Here is a 21898-nt window from a genome sequence, read left to right as displayed (position 1 = left end):
CAGGAGAATGAGATCGTCGTGAATGTGAAGCGCTTGGCACACTTCAGCTCACGAAACGATTCTGTCCGTGGCCCCAACACCCCTCAACCCCTAGCGGGCCCCTACGGGCCCCTGAGGAAAAGGCCCGAAAACCGGGTTCTCCCCAGCACCGCCACCCCCTCCGAGCTGGTCGGAGGGGGTGGCGGCGGGCGCGACAGGGGTGGCGGCTACTTCCCCAGCTGCTTGTTGATGAAGGCGAACAGCTCGTCGTCCGAGGCGTCGTCGAGACCGCTGGCGGCCTCGGCCTTGCCGGAGTTCCACCGGGAGACGAGCGACTGGAGCCTGATGGTGATCCGGGTGCGGGTGAGGGTGTCGGGCGTGGCCGAGGCGAGCGCCGCCTCCAGCCGGTCCAGCTCGGCGAGGACCGGCACGGTGGCGCCGCCGACGACCAGCTGGGAGTGCAGGAACCTCGCGAGCGGCTCGGCGCTGGGGTGGTCGAACACCAGGGTCGCCGGGAGCTTGAGCCCGGTGGCGCCGGTGAGCGAGTTCCGCAGCTCGACGGCCGTGAGGGAGTCGAAGCCGAGGTCCTGGAACGCCCTGTCCTTGGCGACCGCGTCGGCCGAACCGTGGCCGAGCACCGCGGCGACCTGGCCGCGGACCAGGTCGACCAGCAGCGCGTGCTGCTCGACCTCGGACAGCGCGGCGAGCCTGCCGACCAGGTCGGACTCCTCGCCGATGTCCGGCGTGGCGTCGAGCGCGGCGCGCACCTCCGGCAGGTCGCCGATGAACGGGCTGGTCCTGGCCATGGTGAACGCCGGGGCGAACTTGTCCCACTCGATGTCCACCACGGTCAGCGTCGTCGCGCCGGACCGGATGGCCTTCTCCAGGGCGTTGAGGGTGAGCGAGGGCGCCATCGCGATCAGGCCGCGGCGGCGCAGGTGCTCCTCGGTGTCGCCGACGGTCGCCATGCCGCTGCCCGCCCACGGGCCCCAGGAGACCGAGGTCGCGACCAGTCCCCGTGCCCGGCGGGACTCCGCCAGGCCGTCGAGGAACGCGCTGGCCGCCGAGTAGGCCGACTGGCCACCCGAACCCCAGGTGCCCGCGATGGACGAGAACACCACGAACGCGTCCAGGTCGGCGTCGGCGAGCAGGTCGTCCAGCAGGACCGCGCCCGCGACCTTCGCGGACAGGACGTCGTCGAACGTGCCCAGGTCGTGGTCCGCGATCGTCCCGTAGTGGTCCGCGCCGGCGGCGTGGACGACGGCGTTCGGCGGGAACTCGGTGAGCAGCGAGGTGACCGCGTCCCGATCTGCAACATCGCACGCCGCAATGGTGACCTTCGCACCCAGGTCTTCCAGCTCGGTTGCGAGTTGGGCGGCGCCGGGTGCGTCGAGTCCACGGCGGGACGTGAGCACCAGGTGCTCGGCGCCCTCGGTCGCGAGCCAGCGGGCGACCCGGCTGCCCAGGGCGCCGGTGCCGCCGGTGACCAGGACCGTGCCGCGCGGCGACCAGTCGGACAGGCCGGTCGCGGCCGGTGCGTGCGCCAGCCGTCGGCCGAACACGCCGGACGAGCGGACGGCGACCTGGTCCTCGGAGCCGACCAGCACGCTGGCGATCCGGTCGAGCGCCTTGTCGGTCAGCTCCTCCGGCAGGTCGACCAGGCCACCCCAGCGCTCGGGGTGCTCCAGGCCGACCACGTAGCCGGTGCCCCAGATCGTGGACTGGGCCGGGTCGACGACACCGTCGGACCGGCCGGTGGACACCGCGCCGCGGGTCGCGACCCACAGCGGGGCCTCGATCCCGGCGTCGCCGAGCGCCTGCACGGTCAGCACCGTCGTGGTCGCCGACGCGGCCAGCGCCAGCACGCCTTCGACGGGGCCGTCGGTCACGGCCTTCTCCAGCAGGGTGGACAGACCCACCCGGTCGACGTCGGAGTCCCACTCGACCGGCACGACCTCGACGCCGCGAGCGCTCAGGCCCGCCAGCACCGCGTGCTCGGCCTTCCCCGCGGGCACGACGGCCAGCCAGCGACCGGACGCGCTCGTCTTCTCGGGAGAGACGGACTTCCACTCGACCTGGTAGCGCCAGCTGTCCGTGGTCGCGTTCTCGCTGTGCTGCTTGCGCCACGACGCCAGCACCGGCAGCGCGTCGCCGAACGGCGTGGACGGGTCGATGTCGGTGCCGAGCGACGCCAGGTCCTCGCTGTCGACGGCCGCCCAGAACTTGGCGTCGACCTCGGAGACCTCGGTGGAGGCCGTCGCGGTCGGCCACGGCTGCGAGTCCAGCCAGAAGTGCTGGTGCTGGAACGCGTAGGTGGGCAGGTCGACCCGCTTCGCGGCGGTCCCGGCGAAGAACGCGGCCCAGTCGACGGTGTTCCCGCGGGCGTGGACCCGGCCGAGTGCCGCCAGCAGGGTGCGGACCTCGTCGCGGTCCTTGCGCAGCGACGGGATGAGGACGGCGTCGGTGACGCTGTCCGCCCCCATCGCGGTGAGCACGCCGTCCGGACCCAGTTCCAGGAACGTCTTCACGCCCCGGCCTTCGAGGGTGGTCACGGTGTCGGCGAACCGCACCGCGTCCCGCACGTGCCGGACCCAGTACTCCGGGTCGGTCACGTCGCCGAGCATCGGGATGGTCGGCTGGGTGAAGGTGAGCGTCGAGACGATCGCGCGGAACTCGTCCAGCATCGGCTCCATCAGCGGCGAGTGGAACGCGTGGGACACGGCCAGCCGCTTGGACTTCCGGTCGGGGAAGACCCCGACGACCTGTCGCACGGCGTCTTCCGCACCGGCGATGACGATCGACGTGGGTCCGTTGATCGCTGCGATGGAGACGGCACCGGTCAGGTGTGGCAGTACTTCTTCTTCGGTGGCTTGGAGTGCCACCATCGCGCCGCCGGCGGGCAGTGCCTGCATGAGGCGGCCGCGTTCGCCAACAAGCTTGGCCGCGTCCTCCAGTGACAGGACTCCGGCCACGTGGGCGGCGGCGATCTCGCCGATGGAGTGGCCACCGAGGAAGTCGGGCTTCACGCCCCAGGACTCGAAGAGGCGGTAGAGCGCCACTTCGACCGCGAAGGTCGCGGGCTGGGTGAACTCGGTGCGGTTCAGCTCCTCCTCGTCGTCGATCCGGATGTCGACCAGCGCGGCGATCTCGTCGAACGCCGTGGCGAACACCGGGAACTCGGCGTGCAGCTGACGGCCCATGCCGACCCGTTGTGAACCCTGGCCGGTGAACAGCACCGCCAGCTTGCCCTCCACGACGGCGTCACCGGCGGACACAGTTGCGAGACCGGTCAGCAGCTCGTCCTTCTCCCCCGCCACCACAACGGCGCGGTGGGTAAGGCCGGACCTGCTGGTGAGCAAGGAGAACGCGAGGTCGGTCAGGTCGACATCGGTCTCCGCCACGTGCCCGCGCAACCGTTCCGCCTGCTCCTTCAACGCTTCCGGCGACTTCGCCGCCAGCACCACGGGCAATGCCGGCAGCTTCGTCGTGGCCGTCTCGACCACGGCATCGACGCTTGGCGCCTGCTCGATGATCGCGTGGGCGTTGGTGCCGCTCATGCCGAACGACGAGATCGCGGCCCGGCGCGGACGCCCGGTCCGCGGCCACGCCGTGGCCTCGGTCAGCAGGTCCACGGACCCGGAGGTCCAGTCGATCTGCGGCGACGGCTCGTCGACGTGCAGCGTCTTCGGCGCCACGCCGTGCTGGAGGGCCAGCACCATCTTGATGATCCCCGAGACTCCCGAGGCCGCCTGGGTGTGGCCGATGTTGGACTTCAGCGAGCCCAGCAGCAGCGGGGTCTCCCGGTCCTGGCCGTAGGTCGACAGGATCGCCTGGGCCTCGATCGGGTCACCGAGCTTCGTGCCGGTGCCGTGCGCTTCCACCACGTCGACGTCCGCTGTGGACAGTCCGGCCGCCGCGAGCGCCTGCCTGATCACCCGTTGCTGCGACGGTCCGTTCGGGGCGGTGAGCCCGTTGGACGCGCCGTCCTGGTTGACCGCCGAGCCGCGGATCACCGCGAGCACCTCGTGACCGTTGCGCTGGGCGTCGGAGAGGCGTTCGACGACGAGCATGCCGACGCCCTCGCCCCAGGCCGTGCCGTCCGCCGCCGCGGCGAAGGACTTGCACGTGCCGTCGACCGCGAGACCGCGCTGGCGGCTGAAGTCGATGAACGCGCCGGGGGTGGACATCATCGACGCGCCGCCCGCGAGTGCCAGGTCGCACTCACCAGCCCGCAACGCCTGTGCCGCAAGGTGGATCGCGACGAGCGAGGCGGAGCACGCGGTGTCGACGGTGACCGCCGGGCCTTCCAGGCCGAACGTGTAGGACAGGCGACCGGAGACGACGCTGGCCGCGAGGCCGGTGCCGAGGTAGCCCTCGATGCCGGGCGGCAGCTCGAACGTCTGCATCGCGTAGTCCTGGCCGTTCGTGCCGGTGAAGACACCGGTCCTGCTGCCGCGCAACGACTCCGGGTCGATGCCCGCGCGTTCCATGGCCTCCCAGGACGTTTCGAGCAACATGCGCTGCTGCGGGTCCATGGCCAGGGCTTCCCTCGGGTTGATGCCGAAGAACGCCGGGTCGAACTCGCCCGCGTCGTGCAGGAACCCGCCTCGGGTCACGTACGAGGTGCCCTCGTGGTCGGGGTCCGGGTCGAACAGGTTCGCCAGGTCCCAGCCGCGGTTGGTCGGGAAGTCCGAGATCGCGTCGCTGCCCGAGGTGACCAACTCCCAGAGCTGTTCGGGCGTCTCGATCCCGCCCGGCAGCCGCAGACCCATGCCGACGATGGCGATCGGCTCGTTGGTGAAGCCCGCCGTGGTGACGGTGAGCGCTTCCGGCCTGCTGCCGACCAGTTCCTCGCGGAGGAACGCCGACAGGGCGGCCAGGTTCGGGTAGTCGAACACCAGCGTGGCGGGCAGCCGCAGTCCGGTGGCCTCGTTGAGCTTGCCGCGCAGTTCCACGGCGGTCAGCGAGTCGAAGCCCAGCTCGCGGAAGGCGACACCGAGTTCGACGGCCTGCGGCGAGGCGTAGCCGAGCACGTCGGCGACCTGCGCCCGGACCAGGTCGACCAGCACCGACCGCTGCTCGGACTCCGGCAGCGCGGTGAGCTTCGCGACCAGGCCGGTGTCGTTGCCGGTCGCCGGAGTTTCCAGTGCTGCCACCACATCCGGCAGCGCGCCGAGCAGCGGGCTGGGTCGGGTGGCGGTGAACGCCGGGGCGAAGCGGGACCAGTCGACGTCGGCGACGACGACGGTGGCCTCACCGAGGCCGACGGCCCGGCGGAGCGCGGAGATGGCCTGTTCCGGTGCCAGCGCGGGGAGTCCGCGGCGGCTGAGCGCGTCGCGACCCTCCTGGGTCATCGCGCCACCCGCCCACGGACCCCAGGCCACCGAGGTGGCGGCCAGGCCGGCGGCCCGGCGGCGTTCGGCCAGTGCGTCCAGGTAGGCGTCGGACGCGGCGTACGCGCCTTGGCGGCCGGATCCCCACACACCGGAGGTGGAGGAGAACAGGACGAACGCGTCGACCTCGCCGACCAGCGCGTCCAGGTTCGCCGCGCCGTCGACGCGGGCGGCCATGACGTAGGCCAGCTCGTCGGCGTCCACGTCGGCCAGCGCCGTGTCCTGGCCGACCCCGGCGAGGTGCACCACGGCGTTCGGCGGGTACTCGGCGATGACGGCGGCAAGGGCGTCGCGGTCGGTCACGTCGCACGGGACGACCGTGGCGCCGCGAACCTCTCCCCCACTGCGGCTGACCAGCACGACACGCTCGGCACCGGCTTCGGTGAGCCAGGCCGTGACGTGGCGGCCGATGGCGCCCGTGCCGCCGGTGACCAGGACCGTGCCGCGCGGGGTCCAATCGGCCCCGTTCCCGGCCGGGGCGGCGACGAGCCTGCGGGCGTGGACGACCGCGCCGCGCACGGCGACCTGGTCCTCCGCGCCGCCGAGGATCGAGGCGATCCGGTCGAACGCCCTCGCGTCAAGCGTGGCGGGCAGGTCGATCAGGCCGCCCCAGCGGTCGGAGTGCTCCAGCGCGGCGACCCGGCCGAGCCCCCACACCTGTGCGGCGGTCGGGTCGGCGACGGCGTCAGCCGGGCCAGTGGCGACCGCGTTCCTGGTGGCGATCCACAGCTTGGCGGTGTGGGTCTTGACCAGGTCGAGCGCTTCGGCGACGTCGTTGGTCAGCGCCAGCACGCCGTCGAAGGTGCCATCGGTGACGACGTCGACCCCGCGAGCGGCCAGGCCTTCCGCCAGTTCGGGATCGGTGACCAGCCAACGGCCGGACACGACACCGCTCGGGGTGACGGGCTGCCAGTCGATCCGGTAGCGCTTGCCGTCGGCGACGGGAGCCTTCGTCGGGCTCGGGTCGAGCCAGAAGCGGTCGCGTTGGAACGCGTAGGTCGGGAGGTCCACCCTCCGCGCGCCGGAGCGGGCGAAGTAGGCGAACCAGTCGACCTGGATACCGCGGACGTGGAGCGTGGCGAGTGCCCGGACCAGGGTCGTGACCTCGTCGCGGCCCTTGCGCTGCGACGCGACCAGCACCGCGTCGGTGACGCTGTCCTGGGCCATCGCGGTGAGCACACCGTCCGGGCCCAGTTCCAGGAACGTGCTGACGCCCCTGGCCTCCAAGGCCGTGACGGTGTCGGCGAACCGGACCGCGTCCCGGACGTGGCGCACCCAGTACTCCGGGTTCGTCACGTCACCGGGCATCGGGATCTTCGGGGCGGTGAAGGCAAGGGTTTCGACCACGGCCCGGAAGTCGGCCAGCATCGGGTCCATCAGCGGCGAGTGGAACGCGTGCGACACGGTGAGGCGCTTGGACTTCCGGTCCGCGAAGTGCTCCAGCACCTGCTCGACCCCGGCACCCGCGATCACGACGGCGTTCGGGCCGTTGACCGCCGCGATGGAGACCGTGTCGGTGAGGTGCGGCAGCACCTCCGCTTCGGTGGCCTGCAACGCGACCATCGCGCCACCGGCAGGGAGGGCCTGCATCAGGCGGCCACGAGCGGAGACGAGCGTGGCCGCGTCGGACAGTGAGAGCACACCGGCCACGTGGGCGGCGGCGATCTCGCCGACGGAGTGCCCGGCCACGTGGTCCGGCCGCACACCCCAGGCTTCCAGGGTGCGGAACAGCGCGACCTCGATGGCGAACAGCGCGGGCTGCGTGTACTCGGTGCGGTCCAACGCCTCCGCGTCGCCGAACACGACATCCCGCAGCGGGCGGTCCAGGTCGAGTTGCGCACACACCGCGTCGAACGCGTCGGCGAAAGCGGGAACCGCCTCGTACAGCTCACGGCCCATGCCGAGCCGCTGGGAGCCCTGTCCGGTGAACAAGAACGCGAGTCCACCGTCGGTGACGGTGCCGCGCACCAGGTCGGGATTGGTGCCACCGTCACGGCCGGCGGTCAGGGCGGCGATGACCGAGTCGCGGTCGTCGCCGAGCACGACCAGCCGGTGCGCCAGCGTGGCTCGGGTCGTGGCCAACGAGTAGGCCACGTCAGCGGCCTCGACGGAGGTCCACTCCAACTGCTCGCCGACCCGCCCGGCCTGCACGGCCAAGGCGGCGGCGTTCTTGGCCGACACCAGGAACGGCGTGACCGGCAGTTCACCCCGCTGCGGAGCGGCTTCGTCGGCGACTGCCGCCTGCTCGATGATCGTATGGGCGTTGGTGCCGCTGATGCCGAACGACGACACCGCCGCGCGCCGCGGACGTCCGGTCTCGGGCCAGGCCACCTGCGAGGTGACCAGGTCGACCGATCCGGCCGACCAGTCGATCGCGGGCGACGGCTCGTCCACGTGCAGCGTCTTCGGCACCTGGCCGTGGCGCATGGCCATGACCATCTTGATGATGCCCGCGACACCGGCGGCGGCCTGGGTGTGGCCGATGTTGGACTTCACGGACCCCAGCAGCAGCGGCTCGGAGCGGTTCTGGCCGTAGGTGGCCAGCAGCGCCTGCGCCTCGATCGGGTCACCGAGCGAGGTGCCCGTGCCGTGGGCCTCCACGACGTCGATGTCCGAAGTGGACAGACCAGCCGACGCGAGCGCCTTGCGGATCACCCGCTGCTGCGACGGGCCGTTGGGGGCGGTGAGCCCGTTCGAAGCGCCGTCCTGGTTCACGGCCGAGCCGCGGACCAGCGCGAGCACCTGGTGGCCGTTGCGCTGGGCGTCGGAGAGGCGTTCGACGAGCAGCATGCCGACACCTTCACCCCACCCGGTGCCGTCGGCCGCGGCGGCGAACGACTTGATCCGGCCGTCGGTGGCGAGGCCGCGCTGGCGGGAGAAGTCGATGAACGTGCCGGGCGTGGACATGATCGTCACACCACCGGCGAGGGCCAGGTCGCAGTCGCCGTTGCGCAGCGCCTGGACGGCCATGTGCAGTGCCACCAGCGAAGAGGAGCACGCGGTGTCGATCGTGACGGCCGGGCCTTCCAGCCCGAACGTGTAGGAGATGCGGCCGGACGCGATGGCGGCGGAGTTGCCGGTGCCGAGGTGGCCCTCGACGCCGTCCGGGATGTCCTGGAGCAGCGCCAGGTAGTCCTGACCGTTGCTGCCCGCGAACACGCCGGTCTGGCTGCCGCGCAACGTCACCGGGTCGATCCCGGCCCGCTCGAACGCCTCCCACGACGTCTCCAGCAGCAACCGCTGCTGCGGGTCCATCGCGGTGGCCTCGCGGGGGCTGATCCCGAAGAACGCGGGGTCGAACCTCGTGGCACCGTCGAGGAAAGCGCCTTCACGGGTGTAGGTGGTGCCCTGGTGGTCGGGGTCGTCGTGGAACAGGGTCGACAGGTCCCAGCCGCGGTCGGTCGGGAACGGCGTGACGGCGTCGCCACCGGCGAGCACCAGGTCCCACAGCTGCTCGGGCGAGGCGATGCCGCCCGCGAACCGGCAGCTCATGGCGACGATGGCGATGGGCTCGTCGGTGTTCACCGTGGCCACCACCTCGACGGCCTCGACCTGCGAGCCGAGCAGTTCGGCGCGCAGGTGGGCGGCCAGCGCGACGGCGTTCGGGTAGTCGAACACCAGCGTCGCGGGCAGCCGCAGCCCGGTGGCGGTGGTGAGGGTGTTGCGCAGCTCCACGGCCGTGAGCGAGTCGAAGCCGAGTTCCTGGAACGCCCGGTCCTTGTCGACCGCGTCGGCCGAACCGTGGCCGAGCACCGAGGCGACCTGGTCGCGCACCACGTCGACCAGCAGCGCGAGCTGCTCGGCCTCGGTGAGCCCGGCCAGGCGACCGGCCAGCTCCGATTCGGCGCCGGTCTCGGCGGGGCTGTCGTCGGCGAGGGCCTCGCGGACCTCCGGCAGGTCGCCGATGAACGCGCTGGGCCGGGCCAGGGTGAAGGCGGGGGTGAACTTCTCCCACTCCATGTCCACGACGGTGACGGTCGGCTCACCGGAACGGATGGCCCGCTCCAGGGCGTTCAGCGTCGACGCGGACGGCATCGTGACGAGACCGCGCTTGCGCAGGTGCGCCTCGGTGTCGCCGACGGTCGCCATGCCGCTCTCCGCCCACGGGCCCCACGACACCGAGGTCGCGACGAGCCCCCTGGCGCGCCTGGACTCCGCGAGCCCGTCGAGGAACGCGCTGGCGGCGGAGTAGGCGGACTGGCCGCCGGAACCCCAGGTGCCCGCGATGGAGGAGAACACCACGAAGGCGTCCAGGTCGGCGTCGGCGAGCAGTTCGTCCAGCAGGACGGCGCCGGACACCTTGCCGGACAGCACCTCGTCGAAGATCTTGAGGTCGTGGTCGGCGATGCCCATCGTGTAGTCGGCGCCGGCCGCGTGCACCACGGCGTTCGGCGGGAACTCGGTGAGCAGCGCGGACAGCGCGTCCCGATCTGCAACATCGCAGGCCGCAACGGTGACCTGTGCACCGAGTTCTTCCAGCTCGGTTGCGAGTTGGGCCGCGCCAGGAGCGTCCGGTCCACGGCGGGACGTGAGCACCAGGTGCTCGGCGCCCCCGGCGGCCAGCCAGCGCGCGACCTTGCCGCCCAGCGCACCGGTGCCACCGGTGACGAGGACCGTGCCGCTCGGCGACCAGTCGGACAGCTTGTCGCGCAACGGGGCGTGCACCAGCCGTCGGCCGAACACCCCGGACGAGCGCACGGCGACCTGGTCCTCGACACCGCCGAGCACCCCCACGAGCCGGTCGAACAGCCGTGCGTCCAGCGTCTCGGGCAGGTCGACCAGGCCACCCCAGCGGTCGGGGTGCTCCAGGCCGATCACGTAGCCGAGACCCCAGACCTGGGTCTGCGCCGGGACGACCACGCCGTCGGAGCGGCCGGTCGACACCGCGCCGCGGGTCGCGATCCACAACGGCACCGCGACCTGCGCGTCACCGAGAGCTTGGACCACCACGACGGACGCGGTGACCTCGCCCTTGAGCGCCACCAGCGACAGCACCCCGTCGACCTCGCCGAGTCCGGCGAACGACGCGGCGAGCGTGGCGCGGTCGGCGAACTCGACCGGGACCACCTCGGCACCGCGGGCGGTGAGCCCGGCGGTGATCTCCTCGGCGGCGAAGCCTGCGGGCACGACCAGCGCCCAACGGCCGGTGAGCACGGGTGCGCCCACGTCCGTCAGCGGCAGCCAGGTCACCCGGTAGCGCCAGCCGTCGATCCTGCTGTGCTCCCGGCGGGCCCTGCGCCACGACGACAGCGCGGGGAGCACCTGGCCCAGCGCGCTCTCCTCGAGGTCGAGGGTGCTGCCGACCAGTCCGAAGTCCTCGCGTTCGACGGCCTCCCAGAACTTGGCCTCGGCCTCGTCGACGGCACCGCCGCGACCGGTCGGGAAGTCCTGCGACTCCAGCCAGAACCGCTGCCGCTGGAACGCGTAGGTGGGCAGTTCGACCCGGCGGGCGCCGGTGCCCGCGAAGAACGCGGACCAGTCGACGTCGATCCCGCGGGTGTGCAGCGCGGCGACGGCCGTGGTGAGCGCGGTGGCTTCCGGGCGGTCCTTGCGCTGCCCTGCGACCAGCACAGCCTCGGTGACGGAGTCCTGGCCCATCGCGGTGAGCACACCGTCCGGGCCCAACTCCAGGAACGTCCGCACCCCGGCGGTTTCCAGGGCCTTCACAGCGTCGGAGAAACGGACGGTGCCGCGGACGTGGCGGACCCAGTACTCCGGGTCGGTCACCTCCCCCAGCAGCGCGATCTTCGGCTCGTTGAACGTCAACGTCGAGACCACCGCACGGAACTCGTCGAGCATCGGATCCATCAGCGGCGAGTGGAAAGCATGCGACACGGTCAGGCGCTTGGACTTCCGGTCGGCGAAGTGCGCGACCACCTGGGCGACGGCGTCCTCCGCACCCGCGACGACCACCGAGTTCGGGCCGTTGACCGCCGCAATCGAAACGTCGTCACCGATGAACGGCAGCACCTCGTCCTCAGTCGCCTGCACCGCGACCATCGCGCCACCGGTCGGCAGCGCCTGCATCAACCGGCCACGCGCGGACACCAGCGTGGCCGCGTCCTCCAACGACAGCACACCGGCCACGTGAGCCGCGGCGATCTCACCGATCGAGTGACCGCCCAGGAAGTCGGGCTTGACGCCCCACGACTCGACCAGCCGGTAGAGCGCCACCTCCAGGGCGAAGATCGCGGGCTGGGCGAACTCGGTGCGGTCGAGGGTTTCCTGGTCGTCGATCCGGATGTCGACCAGCGCGGCGACCTCGTCGAACGCCTTGGCGAACACCGGGAACGCGGCGTGCAGCCCACGACCCATGCCCGCGCGCTGCGAACCCTGGCCGGTGAACAGGAACGCGAGTTTCCCGTCGGTCGTGACGTCGAGTCCACGGCCCTCGCTGATCGCGGTCAGGCCGCGCACCAGCTCGTCGTGATCACCCGCGACCACGGCCGCGCGGTGCGGCATCGGGGTCCGACCGGTCGTGGAGAACGCCAGGTCGGTCAGCGACGTGGTCGGGTCGGCCGCGTCGAGCAGTGCGGTGGCCTGGTCCTTCAGCGCGTCGGCGGACTTGGCGGACAGCAGCACCGGCACGACCGGGAGTTCCGCGGTCTCCCCCGCCACAACGGCGTTCGGCGCTTCCTCGATGATCAGGTGCGCGTTGGTGCCGCTCATGCCGAACGCCGACACGGCGGCCCGGCGGGCGCGGCCCGTCTCGGGCCACTCCTGCGCCTCGGTCAGCAGTTCGACCGAGCCCGAGGCCCAGTCGATGTGCGGCGACGGCTCGTCGACGTGCAGGGTCTTCGGCATGATCCCGTTGCGGATCGCCATGACCATCTTGATGACGCCGGAGACACCGGCGGCGGCCTGGGTGTGGCCGATGTTGGACTTGAGCGAGCCGAGCCGCAGCGGGATCTCGCGGTCGCGGCCGTAGGTGGATAGCAGCGCCTGGGCCTCGATCGGGTCGCCCAGCTTGGTGCCGGTGCCGTGCGCCTCGATCAGGTCGACGTCCGTTGTGGACAGTCCGGCGTTGGCGAGCGCCTGGCGGATCACCCGCTGCTGCGACGGGCCGTTCGGGGCGGTGAGGCCGTTGGAGGCGCCGTCCTGGTTGACCGCGCTGCCGCGGATGACCGCGAGCACCTGGTGGCCGTTGCGCTGGGCGTCGGACAGCCGTTCGACGAGCAGGATGCCGACGCCCTCGCCCCAGCCGGTGCCGTCGGCGGCGGCCGCGAACGACTTGCACCGCCCGTCCACGGCGAGGCCGCGCTGGCGGGAGAAGTCGATGAACGCGCCGGGCGTGGACATCATCGACGCGCCACCGGCCAGCGCCAGGTCGCACTCACCGGCACGCAGTGCCTGTACCGCAAGGTGGATGGCGACCAGCGAGGCCGAGCACGCGGTGTCGACGGTGACGGCCGGGCCTTCAAGGCCGAACGTGTAGGAGATGCGGCCGGACACGACGCTGGCCGCGAGACCGGTGCCGAGGTAACCCTCGATGCCCGGCGGCAGTTCGAACGTCGCCGCCGCGTAGTCCTGGCCGTTGGTGCCGGTGAACACGCCGGTCCTGCTGCCGCGCAAGGACTCCGGGTCGATCCCGGCCCGTTCCACGGCTTCCCACGAGGTCTCCAGCAACATGCGCTGCTGCGGGTCCATGGCCAGGGCCTCGCGCGGGTTGATGCCGAAGAACCCGGCGTCGAACTCGGCGGCCTGGTGCAGGAACGCGCCTTCGCGCGAGTACGACGTGCCCTCGTGGTCGGGGTCCGGGTCGTAGAGGTTCTCCAGGTCCCAGCCGCGGTCGGTGGGCCAGCCGCCGACGGCGTCGGTGCCGGTGGACACCAGGCGCCACAGGTCTTCCGGCGTCCGCACGTCACCGGGCAGGCGGCAGCCTATGCCGACGATGGCGACCGGCTCGTCGAACGCGCCCCCGGCGGCGACCGCGGCGGCCACCTCCGGCGCGCTGCCGAACAGTTCGTCCCGCAGGTGCGCGGCGAGCGCGGTGAGGTTGGGGTAGTCGAAGATCAGCGTGGCGGGCAGCCGGAGTCCGGTCGCCTCGGCCAGCTTGGTGCGCAGTTCGACCGCGGTCAACGAGTCGAACCCGAGGTCGCGGAACGCAAGGCCGGGCTCGACCGCGTCGACCGACGAGTAGCCGAGCACCTGCGCGACCTGCTCGCGCACGAGGTCGACGAGCGCCGCCTCCTGCTCGGCGGTCGCACGGCCCGCGAGGTCGTCGGTCAGGTCGGTCTCGGTGGTCTCCTCGGCGGGCTTGAGCGCCGCGACGACCTCGGGCAGGTCGCCGAGCAGCGGGCTCGGCCGGGTCGCGGTGAACGCGGGGGCGAACCTGGCCCAGTCGACGTCGGCCACGACGAGCGTGGACCGCTTGCCCGCCACGGCCTTGCCGAGTCCGGCGAGCGCGGCGGCCGGGGCCAGCGGCGTGACACCCCGGCGGCGCAGGAGGTCCGCCCACTCGGCGTCCCCACCGGCCCACGGACCCCACGAGATCGAGAGCGCGGCCAGGCCGCGGGCCTGCCGGGACTCGGCGAGCGCGTCCAGGAAGGCGTCACCGGCAGCGTAACCGCACTGCCTGCTCGCGCCCCACACCCCGGAGGTGGAGGAGAACAGCACGAACGCGTCGACGTCGCCGACCAGTTCGTCCAGCAGGCGGGCGCCTTCGACGCGGGCCGAGCGAACCTCGTCCAGCAGGGCGGGATCGGTGTCGGCGACAGCGGTGTCCTGCCCGATGCCCGCCAGGTGCAGCACGGCGTTCGGCGGGAACTCCGAGATCAGCGCTTCGAGCGCCGTCCGGTCGGTCACGTCGCACGCGGCGACCGTGACCCGCGCGCCGAGTCCTTCGAGTTCGGTGACGAGTTCGGGTGCCGCGACGCCTCGGCGGGACGTGAGCACCAGGTGCTCAGCGCCCTCGGCCGCGAGCCAGCGGGCGACGTGGCCGCCCAGCACCCCGGTGCCACCGGTGACGAGCACGGTGCCGGTCGGCTGCCAGGACTCGGAACCCGTGGCGGGGGCGTGGTCGAGGCGGCGGGCGAAGATCCCCGTTCCGCGCACAGCCACCTGGTCCTCGGCGCCGACCAGCGCGATGGCCAGCCGGTCGAGGACACGGGCGTCCAGGGTCGCGGGCAGGTCGACCAGGCCGCCCCAGCGGTCGGGGTGCTCCAGCGCGGCGACCCGGCCGAAGCCCCAGACCTGGGCGGCGTCCGGATCAGCGGGCTGACCATCGATCGAAACAGCGTTGCGGGTGACAGCCCACAGCGGGGCCGTGGTGCGCTGGACCAGCTGCAACGTCGACTCGACGCCACCAGCGGCCAGCACGCCGTCGAACTCCTCATCGGGCAGGTCGGCCACGTCGTCGATCGCCGTGACGACCAGCCCGCGATCGGCCAGCCCGTCGGCCACTTCCCGGTCGCCGACGACAAGCCAGCGGCCATAAGCCATGGCGGTGCCCGGTTTCGCGACCGGCTGCCACGTGACGCGGTAGCCCGCTGTCTCCTTCGGCTTCGACGGTGCCACGTCGAACCAGTAGCGCTCGCGCTGGAACGCGTAGGTGGGCAGTTCGATCCGCCGGGCGCCCGTGCCCGCGTAGAACGCGGTCCAGTCGACCGGGACACCGCGGACGTGCAGGGCGCCGACCGCTCGCAGCAGGGTCGTGACCTCGTCGCGGTCCTTGCGCTGCGACGCGACCAGTGCCGCGCCGGTGACGCTGTCCTGCGCCATCGCCGTCAGCACGCCGTCGGGGCCCAACTCCAGGAACGTGCTGACGCCCTTGGCCTCCAGGGTCGTCACCGCGTCGGCGAACCGGACCGTGCCGCGCACGTGCCGCACCCAGTACTCGGGGTCGGTCACGTCACCCAGCAGCGGGATCTTCGGTTCGTTGAACGTCAGCGTCGAGACCACGGCGCGGAAGTCGTCCAACATCGGGTCCATCAGCGGCGAGTGGAAGGCGTGCGACACGGTCAGGCGCTTGGACTTCCGGTCCGCGAAGTGGGCCAGCACCCGTTCGACGGCGGCTTCACCACCCGCGACGACCACGGACGAGGGCCCGTTGACCGCCGCGATGGAGACCTCGTCGTCGAGGTGGGGTGCGACCTCGTCCTCGGTGGCCTGCAAGGCGACCATCGCGCCACCGGCCGGGAGCGCCTGCATCAGGCGACCGCGGGCGGTGACCAGCGTGGCGGCGTCGGCCAGGGTGAGGACCCCGGCGACGTGCGCCGCCGCGATCTCGCCGATGGAGTGGCCCGCCAGGTAGTCGGACCGGACGCCCCACGCCTCGACGAGCCGGTAGAGGGCGACCTCAAGAGCGAACAATGCGGGTTGCGTGTACTCGGTGCGGTCCAACGCCTCCGCGTCACCGAACACGACGTCGCGCAACGGTCGGTCCAGGTCGAGTTGCGCGCACACCGCGTCGAACGCGTCGGCGAACACCGGGAACGCCTCGTACAGCTCGCGGCCCATGCCGATCCGCTGCGAGCCCTGGCCGGTGAACAGGAACGCCGACCGACCTTCGACCGCGACGCCCCGCTCCCCGGACCCGTTGGCAATGGCCGACAAGCCCGCGACCAGTTCGCCGTGGTCCCGAGCAACGATCGTGGCGCGGTGGTCCAGCTGGGCTCGCGAGGTGGCCAACGAGAACCCGAGGTCGGTCAGGTCGACACCGTCCACAACGGACTCAAGCTTGGCGGCCTGGTCACGCAGGGCGGCCGCGGTCTTGCCGGACAGCACCACCGGCACGGCGGTCAGCGGCGACCGACGGACGACCGGCTGCTCGACGGCCGCCGCCTGCTCGATGACCGCGTGGGCGTTGGTGCCGCTGAAGCCGAACGACGACACCGCGGCCCGGCGCGGCCGACCGGTCTCCGGCCACTCCCGCGTCTCGGTCACCAGCTCGACCGACCCGGCGTCCCACTCGACCTGCGGGGACGGCGCGTCGACGTGCAAGGTCTTGGGAACGAGGCCGTGGCGCATCGCCATGACCATCTTGATCACGCCGCCGACACCGGACGCGGACTGGGTGTGGCCGATGTTGGACTTGAGGGAACCGAGCAGCAGCGGCCGTTCGCGGTCCTGGCCGTAGGTCGCCAGCAGCGCCTGGGCTTCGATGGGGTCGCCCAGCGCGGTGCCCGTGCCGTGCGCCTCGACGACGTCCACTTCGGACGGTGCCAGGCCCGCGTTGCCGAGCGCGTGCCGGATGACCCGCTGCTGCGACGGACCGTTCGGGGCGGTCAGGCCGTTGGAGGCGCCGTCCTGGTTGACGGCGGTGCCGCGCACGACGGCGAGCACCTCGTGGCCGTTGCGCCGGGCGTCGGACAGCCGCTCGACGAGCAGCATGCCGACGCCCTCGCCCCAACCGGTGCCGTCGGCGGCCGCGGCGAACGCCTTGCAGCGCCCGTCGGTGGCCAGGCCGCGCTGCCGCGAGAAGTCGATGAACGTGCCGGGCGTTGCCATCACCGTGACGCCACCGGCCAGCGCGAGGTCGCAGTCACCGGTGCGCAGCGCCTGCACCGCGAGGTGCAGTGCCACCAACGACGACGAGCACGCGGTGTCGACCGTGACGGCCGGGCCCTCCAGCCCGAACGTGTAGGACACCCGACCGGACACGACGCTGGCGGCGTTGCCGGTGCCGAGGTGACCCTCCAGGCCGTCCGGCACCTCGTCCAGCAGCGACAGGTAATCGTGGTTGTTCGTGCCCGCGAAAACACCGGTCCTGCTGCCGCGCAACGAGGTCGGGTCGATCCCGGCCCGCTCGAACGCCTCCCACGACGTCTCCAGCAGCAACCGCTGCTGCGGGTCCATCGCGGTGGCCTCGCGGGGCGAGATGCCGAAGAACGTGGGGTCGAACTGCGGCGCGTCGTAGAGGAAACCGCCCTCGCGGGCGTAGGAGGTGCCCTGACGGGTGGGGTCCGGGTCGTACAGCGCGTCGAGGTCCCAGCCGCGGTCGGTGGGCATCCCCGACACCGCGTCCGTGCCCTCGAACACCAGCCGCCACAGGTCTTCCGGCGAAGACACGCCACCGGCGTAGCGGCAGCTCATGGCGACGATGGCGATCGGCTCGTCCGTGACAGCAGAGGTGACGACCTCGGTGGTCTCGACCCGCGTGCCGACGAGTTCGGCGTGCAGGAACTCCGCCAGCACACCGGCGTTCGGGTAGTCGAACACCAGTGTCGCGGGCAGCCGCAGGCCGGTGTCGGCGGTGAGCCGGTTGCGCAGGTCCACCGCGGTCAGCGAGTCGAAGCCCAGTTCCCGGAACGCCCGGCCGGTCTCGATCGCGTCGACCGACGAGTAGGCCAGCACCGCCGCGGTGTGCTCGCGGACCAGTTCCACCACGGCGTTGCGCTGCTCGGTGCCGGTGAGCCCGGTCAGCCTGCGCACCAGCTCGGACTCGCCGGTGGGCGCGGTGCCCTCCATCGACTCCAGCGCCGCGCGCACCTCGGGCAGGTCGCCGATCAGCGGACTCGGCCTGGCCATGGTGAACGCGGGCGTGAACTTCGACCAGTCCATGTCGACCACGGTCACGGTCGATTCGCCGGACCGGACAGCCCGGCCCAGCGCGGTGACCGCGAGTTCCGGCGACATCGACGTGAGACCGCGCTTGCGCAGGTGCTCCTCGGTCTCGCCGACCGTCGCCATGCCGCTTTCGGCCCACGGGCCCCAGGACACCGACGTGGCCACGAGTCCCCTGGCCCGCCGCGACTCCGCGAGGCCGTCGAGGTACGCGCTGGCCGCGGAGTAGGCGGCCTGCCCGCCGCTGCCCCAGGTGCCCGCGATGGACGAGAACACCACGAACGCGTCCAAGTCCTTGTCGGACAGCAGTTCGTCGAGGTGCGCGGCGCCGTCGACCTTGGCGCGCAGCACCTCGTCGAACTCGGCGACGCCGTGCTCCTCCAGCGCCATCAGGTAGTCCGCGCCCGCCGCGTGCACGACCGCGTTCGGCGGGTGCTCCTCCAGCAGGGCGGCCAGCGCGTCGCGGTCGGCCACGTCGCACGCGACGATCGTGACGCGGGCGCCCAGCGCTTCCAGCTCCGCGGTCAGCTCGGCCGCGCCGGGCGCGTCCGGGCCGCGACGGGAGGTCAGGACGAGGTGCTCAGCTCCAGAACCAGCCAACCAGCGAGAAACACGTCCACCCAGCGCTCCAGTACCACCAGTGACGACAACCGTTCCGGTCGTGCTCCATGACGACTCCTCCGAGTTGAGAGGGGCGTGCGCCAGCCTGCGGCCGAAGACGCCGGATCCGCGGATGGCGACCTGGTCCTCGTCGCCGATCCCGGCCAGCACTGCCGCGAGGCGGTCGACCGCCCGCTTGTCCATGACTTCCGGCAGGTCCACGACACCGCCGTAGCGGTCGGCGTGCTCCAGACCCACCACGTACCCGACGCCCCACACCTTGGTCTGCGCCGGATCGACCACGCCGTCGGAACGGCCGGTCGACACCGCGCCGCGGGTCGCGACCCACAGCGGGGCGGTGATCTCCGCGTCCCCCAACGCCTGCACGACGACGACGGTCGCCGACGCGGGCGCGCTCAGCGCGACCAGCGACAGCACGCCGTCGACCTCGCCCACCTCGCTCAGGGCCGCGGTCAGGGTCGTGCGGTCGGTACCGGGGGCAACGGCGACCCGGACGATCTCCAAGCCGCGCTCGGCCAAGCCGTCCACGACGTCGTCGTGGCCGTCGCCGAGCACCAGCCAGCACCCGGACGCCGAGGCGGTGCCGAGGTCGGTCAACGGCGACCAGGTCACGCGGTAGCGCCACGCGTCGACCTTGCCGCTCTCCTGCCGCGCCCGCCGCCACCTGGCCAGCGCGGCGACGGCGTCGGCGCCGAGGTCGAGGGTGTCGCCCAGCGAGTGCAGGTCACCGCTGTCGACGGCGGCCCAGAACTCCGCGTCGACCTCACCACCGGCGGTGGCGGTGCGGATCGGGGACATCTCCAGCCAGAAGTGCTCGCGCTGGAAGGCGTAGGTCGGCAGCGGCACGGGACGGCCGCCGTCGACGAGGGCGGACCAGTCGACCCGGACACCGCGGACGTGCAGCTCCGCGACGGCCCGCAGCAGGGTCGCGACCTCGGGGCGGTCCTTGCGCTGCCCCGGAACGAGCACGGCCTCGGTGACGGAGTCCTGGCCCATCGCGGTCAGCACACCGTCGGGGCCCAGCTCCAGGAACGTGCGGACGCCGTCGGCCTCCAGCGTGCGGACGGCGTCGGCGAACCGGACCGTGCCGCGCACGTGCCGCACCCAGTACTCCGGGTCGGTCACCTCGCCCAGAACGGGGATCGTGGGCTCGTTGAAGGTCAGCGTCGACACGACGGCCCGGAAGTCGTCCAGCATCGGGTCCATCAGCGGCGAGTGGAACGCGTGCGACACCGCCAGCCGCTTGGACTTGCGGCCCTCGAAGGCCGCGACCACGGCGAGCACCGCGTCCTCGTCACCCGCGATGACGACGGACGTGGGCCCGTTGACAGCGGCGATCGACACGAGGTCGGTCAAGTGGGGCAGCACTTCTTCTTCGGTGGCCCGCAACGCGACCATCGCGCCACCGGCGGGGAGTGCCTGCATGAGCCTGCCGCGAGCCGCCACGAGCTTCGCGGCGTCTTCCAGCGACAGCACACCGGCCACGTGGGCGGCGGCGATCTCGCCGATCGAGTGGCCGGTCAGGTGGTCGGGCTTGACTCCCCACGACTCGACCAACCGGTAGAGGGCGACTTCCAGCGCGAACAGCGCGGGCTGGGTGAACTCGGTGCGGTCCAGTTCGTCCTGGTCGTCGATCCGGACGTCCACCAGCGCGGCGATCTCGTCGAACGCCCCGGCGAACACCGGGAAAGCGGCGTGCAGCTCCCGGCCCATCCCGGCCCGCTGGCTGCCCTGGCCGGTGAACACGATCGCCGTGCGGCCGTCGACCGTGCGGCCGGTGACCAGGTTCTCAGCCCGGTCACCGGCGGCCAGCGCGTCGACACCGCGACGGAGGTCTTCCGGAGTCCCGCCGAGCACGACGGCCCGGTGGTCGAACGTCGAACGGGTGGTGGCCAGCGAGAAGGCCACGTCCGCCGGGTCGGCGAGGTCGTGCGAACGGAGCCGGTCGGCCTGGCCGCGCAACGCTTGCGCGCTGCGGGCGGACAGCACCCACGGCACCAGCCCGCCGATGACGGATGGGGTCGCGTGCCCGGTTTCGTCAACCTCCGAAACCTGCTCGATGATCGTGTGCGCGTTGGTGCCGCTGACCCCGAACGACGACACCGCGGCCCGGCGCGGGCGACCGGTCTCCGGCCACGCCTCCTCTTCGGTCAGCAGCTTCACCGAACCGGCCGACCAGTCGACCTGCGACGTCGGCTCGGTGACGTTCAAGGTGCGCGGCGCGACGCCGTGCCGGATGGCCATGACCATCTTGATCACGCCACCGACACCGGCGGCGGCCTGCGAGTGGCCGATGTTGGACTTGAAGGACCCCAGCAGCAGCGGGCGTTCGCGGTTCTGGCCGTAGGTGGCCAGCAGCGCGCCCGCCTCGATCGGGTCGCCGAGCCGGGTGCCGGTGCCGTGCGCCTCCACGACGTCCACATCGGACGGTGCGAGCCCGGCACCGGCCAGCGCGGCTTTGATGACCCGGCGCTGGGCCGGGCCGTTGGGCGCGGTCAGGCCGTTGGAGGCGCCGTCCTGGTTGATCGCCGAACCCTTGACCACGGCGAGGACCTGGTGCCCGTTGCGCTGCGCGTCCGACAGCTTCTCCAGCAGCAGGACGCCCGCGCCCTCGGCCCATCCGGTGCCGTCGGCGGTGTCGGAGAACGCCTTGCAGCGCCCGTCCGGCGACAGCCCGCCCTGCTTGTCGAACTCCGAGAACACCGACGCGTTGGCCATGACCATCACGCCACCGGCCAGCGCCATCGTGCACTCGCCGTTGCGCAGGGCCTGCACGGCCAGGTGGATCGCGACCAGCGACGAGGAGCACGCGGTGTCGATCGTGACGGCCGGGCCCTCGAAGCCGAACGTGTAGGCGACCCGACCGGAGAACACGCTGGGCGTGCTGCCGGTGAGCAGGTGGCCCTCCAGGCCCTCGGGCACCTCGTCCAGCCCGGAGCCGTAGCCGGTGGCGCTGCCGCCGACGAACACACCGGTCTGGCTGCCGCGCATCGACTTCGGGTCGATGCCGGCGCGCTCCACGACCTCCCACGACGTCTCCAGCAGCAGTCGTTGCTGCGGGTCCATCGCCAGGGCCTCGCGGGGCGAGATCCCGAAGAACGCCGGGTCGAACTCGGCCGCGTCGTAGAGGAAGCCGCCGCCGGACACGCCGAACGCCAGGTCCTCGTCGAGCCAGCCGCGGTCGGCGGGCAGGCCCGAGATGGCGTCGCCGCCGGTGGACACGAGCCGCCACAGGTCTTCCGGCGAGCTGACGCCACCGGGGTAGCGGCAGCTCATCGACACGATCGCGATGGGCTCGCGAGCAGCGGACACGAGCTGCTGGTTCTGCTTGCGCAGCCGCTCGGTCTCCTTCAGGGACGCCCGCAGCGCCGCGACGACTTTTTCGTTGGAGGTCATCATGT

At 72.2% G+C, this 21898-nt stretch carries 1 protein-coding gene; it reads right to left on the bottom strand.

The features are described 5' to 3' along the window. Positions 1-206: 206 nt before the first annotated feature. Complete coding sequence (locus RM788_RS38730) at positions 207-21893, bottom strand: type I polyketide synthase (RefSeq protein ID WP_399341407.1); 21687 nt, start codon at positions 21891-21893, stop codon at positions 207-209. Positions 21894-21898: the final 5 nt, after the last annotated feature.

Origin of the sequence: Umezawaea sp. Da 62-37, assembly GCF_032460545.1 — a bacterium.
Taxonomy (GTDB): Bacteria; Actinomycetota; Actinomycetes; order Mycobacteriales; family Pseudonocardiaceae; genus Umezawaea.
Note: the sequence above shows the minus strand (reverse complement) of the source record. Positions and strands in the feature narration are given on the sequence as shown.